Annotated in this window: 1 protein-coding gene; it reads left to right on the top strand. The window is 67.2% G+C overall.

The annotated features are described in order from the left end of the window. Positions 1-614: 614 nt before the first annotated feature. Entirely contained in the window at positions 615-11483 is a 10869-nt protein-coding gene (locus MCHLDSM_RS37330; RefSeq protein WP_048471557.1) for a cadherin-like domain-containing protein, read from the top strand. The last annotated feature ends 37 nt before the right edge of the window (positions 11484-11520 follow it).

Raw genomic sequence — 11520 nt, 5'->3', positions numbered from 1 at the left:
GGCGCAACCACCTGACCACTCGAAGAACACGAGGACACGACATGGCTGACCGCCGCGAGCTGGCCGACCTGGTCGAACAGGCCGCGGCGGCACTCCTGAGAGCCGTCGTGAGCGCCGCGCCGGAGAGCCAGTCCACCGACGGCATCCTCCACCTCGCGTAGGCGTATGCGCTCGTGGTGTCGGCAAAGGCCGACAAGGCTCCGCAACCGCCGATCTCGCCGGACTGAACGGCCCTTCGACACTCCGGTCCGTCGGCGGATCCCTCTTGCGCCGAGAACCGCGGCTCACATGCGCGCGTCGTCCCCGCTCACCTCCGATCCCTGCCCGCACGCCCTCCGATGGGCTCGCCAGCCACGTCGGAACCCACAACGCCGCATCCGGTGCCGGAAACAACTCCTCTCCAAATAGTTACTTGCGCAGTCTGATTCGATCCGACGGCCTAGGAGATCAGCGCATTTACGCGAAAGGACCGTCGACTCTGGCAACCAAGGGTCCAAGGACCCTACTACCCCGTGGGGTATCGCCGTTGACTGCGAAGTAACGACACGCGTAGACGACGGACCTCGGTACGTCGGTGGCGCGCGTCGGTTGGGCTGTGCACACGAGGAGTGAAAATGACATCCACCCCAGAGATCCTGCGTCCCCGAATCGCCGGGGAGAAGAAGGCCGCGACGCTGCCGCGCCTGAAGTGGGAGCTGGTCCATGCCGAACCCGGCCATCTGGTGTTCGCGATGCCGGGATTGATGCCGGCTGCGCATCCGCGGGTGCGAGGCGGCGCGGGACGCAGCGGCGGTTGGGCTCCGAGCGGGTCGCCCACCGAGCATCAGCCACCAGCGACGTCGAACGAACACCACGCCCTGGAGTACGCCCGCTACATCGGCCGGATCGGCGTACTGGCGGCCGCTCTGGGCGTCGGCGCGGCACTGGCTGGTCAGCAGCCGGCGATCGCCTCGGCGGAACCCGCCGACTCGGACTCGTCGACCTCCACGTCGACGACGGCCACGGACACGGGGGCCACGTCGCCGGATCGCTTCGCGTCTGACGAGACGACGCCGTCGGGTAGCGCGGACGACACGACCTCCGAAACGTCCGAATCCGCGGCCGACGCCGAAACGTCCGAGACGGAGCCGGAGACCGACATCGCCGATGCCGAGACCGACGTTGCCCCGCCCACGTCACCAGAATCCACCCCCGAGGTGGACGAGCAGTCCGAATCGCCCGTCGCAAACCCTGAGAGCACCGAGGCCACCGCGCCGATCGACGCCGTGCCTGCGCCCGTGGTGGACGGCGGTGCCCCGACGGCAGAAACGCAGACCGCACTGCCGGTCGAGAACACCCCGCCCCAGGTCGTCGTGCCCGACCGGGGCGAGCCGCGGCCGGCAACGCGCCACGAGATCAGCTCCGAGGCGCCCGAGGTCGAGGAGACCACGACGAACGGCCTCACGACGGCACCGAGCCCCTCAATGCAGGCTCCGGAGAAACTGACCGCGGAGCCTGCCGAACCACTCGGCACTCCCCTGACACCCCGAGATGCGATCACCGCCACCACGCCGGCCGCTCCCGCGCCCGTCGGCATCGTCAGCCGCTTCGTCGAGACGGTGCTGGCTCCGCTGAACCCGTCGGCGACCACCCCAGCCGCCGCCGAAGCCGCCCAGGCGCCGGTGGTGTGGGGGTTGTTCGCCTGGATCCGGCGCAGCTTCTTCAACTCCACCCCCACCCTGGCCCTGGATCCCACGCAGACGACGCAGGTCGACGACACCATCAGCGGCCGGCTCGTCGTGACCGACGCCGACGGCGACCCGGTGAACTTCACCGCGTCCGCCCCCGTGAACGGCGGCACTGTGGTCGTGCGCCCCGACGGCACGTTCACCTACACAGCCCCCACCACCCTGTACAGAACCGGCGGCTCCGACACCTTCACCGTCACGGCAACCGACGCCGGCACCTACCCGCACATGCACGGAATGTCGGGATTCCTCAACGCCATCACCTTCGGTTGGCTCGGCGACGACGGCCACGACGTGTCCACCACCGTCACCGTCACCGTCAACGCCGCCCCGATAGCCGCCGTCCCCGCCTTTACGCTCGGGGCCGTCGACCACACCACGGGCGCCGTCCCCGGCATCCTGCGCGTCACCGACCCCGACCAGAACACGCTGCGCTACACAGTCACCGGCGGCCCCGCCGACGGCAGCGTGGTGCTCGATGCCGGCACGGGCACCTTCACCTACACCCCGACACCGATTGCGCGCCACGAGGCATCCGCCGAGAACGCCACGCCCGACCAACTCGCGGACGACTTCGCCGTCACCGTCGACGACAGCCACGGCGGGGTGATCACTGTCCCGGTCAGCGTGACGATCGACCCGACCAACGTGGCCCCGGCCATGACCCTGACCGTGTCCGACCCCAACAGCGACGGCAGCGTCGACGTGCTCGTCACCGTCAACGACCCAGACACCGATCCGGTGACCTACCTCGTCATCCACGACCCCGCCTACGGCCAGCTGACGCGAACGTCGAGCGGCTACCTCTACACGCCCACCGACCAAGCCCGCCATGCCGCCGCAGCGACCCCGGGCCAGGATTACGACCAATTCACCGTCGAAGCCCACGACGCGCACCACGGCGTCGACACCGAGACCGTCTCGGTGGAGCTCGCCCCGTCCAATGCTGCGCCGGTGGCGATCGGCGACACCTATACCACCGCAGAAGATTCCCCCGTCTCGGGCAATGTGCTGACCAACGACACCGACGCCGACCATGACTCCCTGGCCGCAGCGCTGCACACGCCTCCGACACACGGCACCGTCGCCATCGACACCGACGGATCGTTCACCTACACCCCGGCCGCCGAATACACCGGCGACGACAGCTTCACCTACGTCGCCACCGACGGTCACGGGGGAGCCGGCATCGGCGCCGTCTCCATCACCGTCACCCCGGTCAACGACGCCCCGGTCGCGGTGGACGACACGGTCACCACGTCGGAGGACACCGCGGTGTCGGGCAACGTGCTGGCCAACGACATCGACGTCGACAACCCCACCCTCACCGTCGCGTCGCACACCGACCCGGCCCACGGCACGCTGAGCATCGCGAACGACGGCTCGTTCACCTACACCCCCAGCCAAAACTGGTCCGGCACCGACGCTTTCACCTACACCGCCACCGACGGAGCGCTGACCAGTAACACCGCCACGGTCTCGATCGCCGTCACCCCGGTCAACGACGCCCCCACCGCGACCGACGACACCTACACCACCGACGAGGACACCCCCGTCTCGGGCAACGTCCTGGCCAACGACACCGACGTCGAGGCCGCCACCCTCACCGTGGCATCGCACACCGACCCGGCCCACGGCACCCTGAGCATCGACACGGACGGCTCGTTCACCTACACACCGACCGAAAACTGGTCCGGCGCGGACTCTTTCACCTACACCGCATCCGACGGCGTCCGGAGCAGCACTCCCGCCACCGTCACAGTCACCGTGACCCCGGTCAACGACGCCCCCGTCGCCCACAGCGACACCTACACCACCGACGAGGACACCCCACTCACCATTCCCGCACCGGGCCTGCTCACCAATGACACCGATGTCGAGGGCGCCTCCCTGATCGTGGCTGACTGGACGCCGGCCGCGCACGGCGGCGTCGTGGTTTACGCCGACCGCTCGTTCACCTACACACCGGCCGCCGATTACCACGGGGAAGACAGCTTCACCTATTACGTCACCGACGGGACCGACAGCAGCAGTCCCGCCACCGTCACGATCACCGTGAACCCCGTCAACGACGCGCCCCGCACCGCCGACGACAGCTACTCGACAGCCGAAGACACCCCGGTCATCGTTCCCGCCCCCGGCGTCCTGGCCAACGACACCGACGTCGAGAACGAGCCGCTCACCGTCACCGCCTTCACCCAGCCGGCACACGGCGCCGTGGTCGTCAACCCCGACGGCTCGTTCACCTACACCCCCACCCCCGACTTCAACGGAGAAGACTCCTTCACGTACACCGCCTCTGATACCCAAGGCGCCGAAGGCACTGCCACCGTCGCGGTCACCATCACGCCAGTCAACGACGCACCGGTGGTCGAGGCCACCGTGGGCGCTCCGAACGGATCGACCGGTAGTGTCACCGTGAGCCTGACCGCGAGCGATCCCGATGGCGACCCGATCAGCGTGACAACCACGAGGCCTGCGCGGGGCACCTTGTCAGTCAATCCGGACGGCACCTACAGCTACACCCCCACGGCGGCGGCCCGCCTCAACGCGGGCAACACGCCCAGCGCCGATACAGACGCGTTCACCGTGACCGTCACCGACGCGGCCGGCGCCAATACACAAGTCGCTGTTGGGGTTCCCATCGCGCCCGCCGATCCGGCCGTCACCGCAATCATCACCGTCGGCACCGATCCGCGGGGAGTCGCAGTCAGCCCCGACGGTACGCGCGCCTACGTCACGGATGCCGGCGCCAACACCGTGTCAGTGATCGACACCGCCACCAACACCACGATCAAAACCATCTATGTCAGCGGCAATCCCAGCACGGTCGCTCTCACCCCCGACGGTGCCACCGCCTACGTCACCCAATGGGCCGGCGGGACCGCGCGAAACACCGTGGCGGTGATCGACACCGCGACCAACACCGTCGTCAAGACCATTGTCGTCGGCCGTAATCCGGCCGCAGTCGTGGTCGACCCCAGCGGGAACGTCGCCTACGTCACCAACTACGCCAGCGACGGAGGGACCCCCTCGGTGTCGGTGATCGACACCGACACCAACACCGTCGCCACCACGATCACACTCAACGGCAATCCCGCCGGGGTGGCGGTCAGCCCGGACGGCGGCCGCCTCTATGTCGCCAACACCGGCAGCAGAAACTCGGTGACGGTCATCGACACCGCCCACAACACCGTCATCACCACCATCGTCGTCGCCCCCAACGCAGGCTCCGTGGCTGTCAGCCCCGACGGCACCCGCGCCTACGTCAGCAGCGCCACCACCAACTCCGTGGCGGTGATCGACACCGCCACCAACACCGTGATCCGTACCGTGCCGGTCGGCAGCAGCCCGTCCACGATCGTGTTCAGCGCCGACGGCACACTGGCCTACGTCGCCAACACCGGCAGCAACACCGTGTCGATGATCGACACCGCCACCAACACCGTGATCGAGACGGTTCCCGTCGGCAGCAATGCGTTCGGCCTGGCGATGAGCCCCACCGGCACCGCGTACCTCGACAACGTCGTCAACGGACGCGGCAGTACAACGGTGATCTCCCTGGTCGCCTCCGCACCGACCGCCAGCACGACGGTCAGCGCCCCGAACTCGGCCGGCGTCGTCACCGTGACGCTCAGCGCGCGCGACCCCGAAGGCGACCCGCTGACCGTCACCAACACCGATCCGGCCAAGGGCAGCGTCGAGGTCGTCGACAATGCCGACGGCACATGGGATTACACCTATACGCCCACCGATACCGCCCGCCACGAGTCAGCAGTTGTAGGCGCCCCGCCGGCTGCCAAACAGGACACCTTCACCATCACCGTGACCGACGCGCTCGGCGGCGCGGCTGTGCTGCCGGTGCTGGTGGCCATCAGCCCGCTCAACATCGCGCCAGTCGGCGGTAGGTCGAACTCCAGCGACCCGGATCCCAGCACCGGCAAAGTCACTGGAACGGTCACCGGCGTCACCGACGCCGATGGCGACTCCCTGACCTACACGGGACCGGGCACCAGCGCCAAGGGCGGCACGGTGACCGTCCAGTCCGGCGGCTCGTTCACCTACGTCCCGACTGATGAAGCGCGGCACGCTGCCGCCGCCGAAAACGCTTCTTCGGCAGACCGATCCGACAGCTTCACCGTTACCGCGTCCGACGGCCATGGCGGCAGTGTCAACGTCGAGGTCACTGTCACCGTCGCACCCGCCAACGCGGCCCCGACCGCCACCGTAGGCACCCTGATCACCGACCATGTCAGCGGCATCGTTACCGGAACCATCGCCGCCGCCGACACCGATGACGACGAGCTGACTTACACCGTCACCGGCTTCGCGGTCGGCGGTGCCGTCACAGTCAACCCCGACGGCACCTTCAACTACGACCCCAGCGACGCCGCCCGCCTGCACGCCGGTCTCACTCCAGACACCGAAACCGACAGCTTCACCGTCACCGTCAACGACGGCCACGGCGGCACAACACCGATCACCGTCGGCAATGTCCCGGTGTCACCCGTGGTTGCCACCGTCACCGCCACCATTTCCGTCGCCAACGACCCCAACTTCGTGGCGTTCACCCCCGACGGCAACTACGCCTATACGGCCAATTATCAAGGCGGCACCGTATCGGTCATCGACACCAACCCGACCCACCTCACCTACAACACCGTTGTCGCAACAATTCCCGTGGGCCAGTCAGTCGGAGCTCAGGTAGCGATCAGCCCCGACGGCAGCCGCGCCTACGTCGCCAACTTCAACAGCAACACCGTGTCGGTGATCGACACGGCCACCAACGCCCTCGTCGACACCAACCCCACCATGGCCGGCACCCAATCCATCTCCGTCGGCACCCATCCGTACGGGGTGGCGGTCAGCCCCGATGGCAGCCTGGCCTACATCGCCAACAACGCCAGTGGCACGGTGTCGGTGATCGACACGGACACCAACACCGTCGCCGCCACCATCCCCGTCGGCGCCAACCCGTACGGCGTGGCGGTCGCTGATACCCCCGTCGGCACCCGTGCCTACGTCGCCAACAACGCCAGTGGGACTGTGTCGGTGATCGACACCGCGGCGAACACGGTCATCAACACCATCCCCGTCGGCACCAGTCCGTTCGGGGTAGCGGTCAGCCCCGACGGAGCCAGCGCTTACGTCACCAGCCTCTCCGGCGGCACCCTGTCGGTGATCGACACCGCGACCAACACCATCACCGCCACCATTCCCGTCGGCGGCTCCCCCTTCGGGGTGGCAGTCAGCCCCGACGGCAGCCTGGCCTACGTCACCAACAATGGCAGTGGCACCGTGTCGGTGATCGACACCGCCACGAATACGGTCATCCAATCGATCCCCGCTAACAGCTATCCATTCGGGGTGGCAGTCAGCCCTGACGGCGGCCGCCTCTGTGTCGCCTACAACAACGCGCGGAACACGGTGCGGGTGATCTCCCTCGTGCCCAGCCAGAACAGCGCGCCGGTCGCCGGCGTTCCTGGGTACACGGTGACGGGCACCAACCCGACTACCGGTGCCGTCACGGGCAACCTCCACGTCACCGACCCCGACCACGACACGTTGTCTTACATCGCTCCGGTGACCACGGCCAAGGGTGGAGCAGTGATCGTGGCGGCCAGTGGCTCGTTCATCTACACCCCGACCCCCGAAGCTCGCCATGCCGCCTCCGCCGACAGCGCCGGCGCAGGTGACCGGCAGGACAGCTTCTCCGTGACCGTTAAGGACGGCCGCGGCGGGACTGTGGCCGTCCCGGTCACGGTCACCATCAGCCCGACCAACGAGGAACCCACGTCGGCCCCGATCGTCGGCCCGGTCAACTCGACCACCGGTGTGGTCAACGGGTCACTGAACGCTGGCGACCTCGACAACGACACATTGACCTATACCGTCACCGGGGCGCCGATGAGAGGGGCCGTCGCAATCACTCCCGGCGGCACATTCAGCTACGACCCCACCGATGCGGCGCGACTGCAGGCCGGCTTGACCCCAGAGGCTGACACCGACAGCTTCACCGTCACCATCACCGATGCCCATGGCGGCAGTACGGATGTGACGGTCGCGGGTGTGCCGGTCACACCGGCAGAGGCCACGGTCACGGCCACAGTCCCGCTACCCGGTGGCAGCGCTCCGATAGGGATAGCGGTGACGCCCGACGGCACACGCGCGTACGTCGCCAATTACGGAGCCGGTGTGAGTCCCAGCGTGCTCTCCGTGATCGACACGGAAACCAACACCCCTGTCGCCACGGTCGACGTCAGAGATCCCGCGAGTGCGGTCGCAGTCAGCCCCGACGGCCGCCTTCTGTACGCCACTATTGCGTGGGGCGGCAGCCGGGTGGCGGTGATCGACATCGATACCACCAGCGATACCTACAACACGGTGATCGCCACGATTCCGGTGGCCAGCGATTCCTGGGGGCTGGCTTTCAGCCCCGACGGCTCTCGTGCCTACGTGACGAATATGGGCAGCAACAGCATGACGATCATCGACACTCGAACCAACACAGTCATCCAGACTGTTCCCGTCGGCGGTGCGGGCAGCCAACCGATGGGAGTGTCGATCAGCCCTGACGGCACCCGCGCCTACGTCGCCAACAGCAACAAGGGTTCGGTTTCAATTATCGACACCTCCTCCAACACCCTGGTCGATACCGTCTCCGTAGGAAGTTCGCCAACACACGTGACTTTCGGCCGGGATGGCACGCTGGCCTACGTCACGAATACGGGCTCCAACACGGTGTCGGTTATCACCAGCGCCACCAACACCGTGTTGAGCACGCTGTACGTCGGCGACGCTCCGGGCGGGATCGCAGTCAGCCCGGATGGCAGCCTGGCCTACGTCACCAACAATGGCAGTGGCACCGTGTCGGTGATCGACACCGCCACCAACACCGTGATCGGCACCCTTCAGGGCCTCAACGCTCCGAGGGCGGTGGCGGTCTCTCCCGACGGCACCTCGTATGCCCCAGGCGGAGATTCGGTCTCCGTGATCTCGCTGGTGACCGTCAACAGCGCACCCGAGGCAGCTGACCCCGCGTACACCATCGCCGGCGTCAACCCCACGACCGCCCAAGTGGGCGGCACGCTGAATGTCACCGACCCCGACAACGACGTGTTGTCTTACAGCGCGCCGGCCACCACCGGCAAGGGCGGCACGGTGATGGTGATGCCGAACGGCTTCTTCACCTACACTCCGACCGCCGCGATCCGCCATGCAGCAGCTGACGAGAATGTCTCTGCCGCAGACAAAAACGACACGTTCACTGTCACGGTCAGCGATGGTCGCGGCGGCACGACCACTGTTCCGGTCACCGTCGCGATCAGCCCCGCCAACACGGCGCCTGCACCGACGTCACCGCCGACGGTCGGCAACCCGACCCCGTCGGGCATCGTGAGCGGCTCCCTCAAGGTCGCCGACGCCGACTCCGACCCGCTCACCTACTCAGTGACGGGTGCACCCGCCAGGGGACTCGTCACCGTCGACCGCAACACGGGTATCTACACCTACACCCCCTTCGACGCTGCCCGCCTGCATGCGGACACCACACCGGGACCGGACACCGACACCTTCACCGTCACCGTCGCCGACGGGCACGGCGGCAGCACGCAGGTCACGGTCACCTCTGTCCCGGTATCCGCTGCCGAGGTGACGCTCGAAGCCACCGTCGCCGTCGGACCCCAGCCCGCCGGGGTGGCGGTGAGCCCGAACGGAACTCGTACCTACATCGCCGACAACGGCAGCAATGCGGTATCGATCGTGGACACCGCGACCAACACCGCCCTCAAAAGCGTGCTGGTTGGCAGCAATCCCTATGGTGTGGCGGTCAGCCCGGACGGCGCTCTGCTCTACGTCACCAACCAGGGCAGCAACTCGCTGTCGGTGATCAACACCGCCACCAACACCGTCGCCGACACAATCACCGTCGGCACCAGCCCCCGGGGCGTGGTGATCAGTCCAGACGGCGCACATGCCTACGTCGCCAACCAGGGCAGCAACTCACTATCGGTGATCAACACCGCCACCAGGACCATCGACAGCACGATCACCAGCATCGGCGCCATGCCGTGGGGAGTGGCTGTGAGCCCTGATGGCAGCCGCGTGTACGTCGCGAACCGCGCCTCCGGGTCTGTGTCGGTGATCGACACCGCCACCAACACCACGATCAAGACCATCGGCACCGGCGGCAATGCCTACGCGGTGGCGGTCAGTCCAAGCGGCTCGCGCGCGTACGTCACCAACTCCATCGGCAACACCGTCGCGATCATCGACACCACGGCCAACGCCGTGGTCGGCAACATCACCGTCGGCAGTCAGCCCTACGGCGTGGCCTTCAGTCCGGACGGGAGCCTGGTTTACGTCGCCAACCGGGGCAGCAGCTCGGTGTCGGTGATCGACACCGCCGCGGGCACCGTCGTCGCGACGGTCTCGGCCATCACAGGCCCCTACGGGATCGCTGCCGGCCCCGACGGCACTGCTTATGTCACCAACAACAGCAGCAACGCAGTGTCGGTGATCTCGCTCAATGCCGCCCCAGTCGCGACTACCACCGTCGGCACCGCCGACCCGGCGACCGGTGAGGTCCACGTGACGGTCAGCGCCAGCGACCCGGAAGGTGCGCCCTTGAGCGTCACCAATCCCGCGCCGTCCCGAGGACACGTCGACGTCGTCGACAATGGCAACGGGACGTGGACCTACACCTACACGCCGACCGATGGGGCACGCGTGCTCGCCGGCCTCACCCCCGAAACGGAAACCGACACCTTCACCGTCACCGTCACCGACGCGAGCGGAGTGACCACCGCAGTGCCCGTCGCGCCGATCCCTATCGCTCCGGCCACACCGGCCCTCACTGCCACCGTTTCGGTAATGGGCGCACCGAATCAAGTGGTGGTCAGCTCAGACGGAACCCGCGCGTACGTCAGCAACTCGGGCAGTTCATCGGTGTCGGTGATCGACACCACGACCGACACCAGGATCTCCACCATTGCCACTGGCAGTTCGCCGCATGGACTTGCGCTGAGCCCCAATGGCACCCGTCTATACGTCGCCAGCCAGGGCAATGACACGGTGTCGGTGATCGACACCGTGAGCAACACCGTGGTGACCAATGTCGCCGTCACCGGCACCCCGTACGGGGTGACCGTCAGTCCCGACGGCACCCGTGCCTACGTCACCAGAATCAACGCCAGTTCAATCGCGGTGATCGATACCTCCACCAACACCTTGGTGACTTACATATCGGTCAGCGGTGCCTATCCGATAGCGGTGACGGTGAGTCCCGACGGCAGCCGCGCCTACGTGGCCAACGAGGGAAGCAACACGGTCTCGGTGATCAACACCGCCACCAACGCCGAGATCAAGGTGATCTCAGTGGGTGTCGGGCCGAGGGCAGTGGCGGTCACCCCCGACGGCACCCGCGTCTACGTCGCCAACGACGCCCACGGAGGCGCCAACGGCACCGTGTCGGTGATCGACACCGCCACCAATGCGGTGACTGCAACGATCCCGATCAGCGGCTCGCTGCGAGGGGTGGCGATCGCCCCAGACGGCAGCCTGGCGTATGCCACGAGTAGCACCGGGACGGTGTCGTTCATCGACCTTGACGCGACGAGCCCGACTTACAACACCGTCATCGCTTCGGTGCCGGTCGGAAATCCAGATGGAGTGGTCGTCGGCCCCGATGGCGATGCGTATGTCGCGAACTGGGCGAGCAACAAGGTGACGACGATTTCGCTCGTCCCCGTCGCGTGATCGCAGGGTGCCGCGCCGAGCCCCGACTTCGCGCAGT

It is taken from the genome of Mycolicibacterium chlorophenolicum, assembly GCF_001044235.1.
Lineage (GTDB): Bacteria > Actinomycetota > Actinomycetes > Mycobacteriales > Mycobacteriaceae > Mycobacterium > Mycobacterium chlorophenolicum.
This window is presented reverse-complemented; position numbering and strand designations above follow the sequence as displayed.

Bases quoted from the DNA above. Each gene is read 5' to 3' on its own strand.
- MCHLDSM_RS37330 (WP_048471557.1), top strand. From the start codon at position 615: ATGACATCCACCCCAGAGATCCTGCGTCCCCGAATCGCCGGGGAGAAG.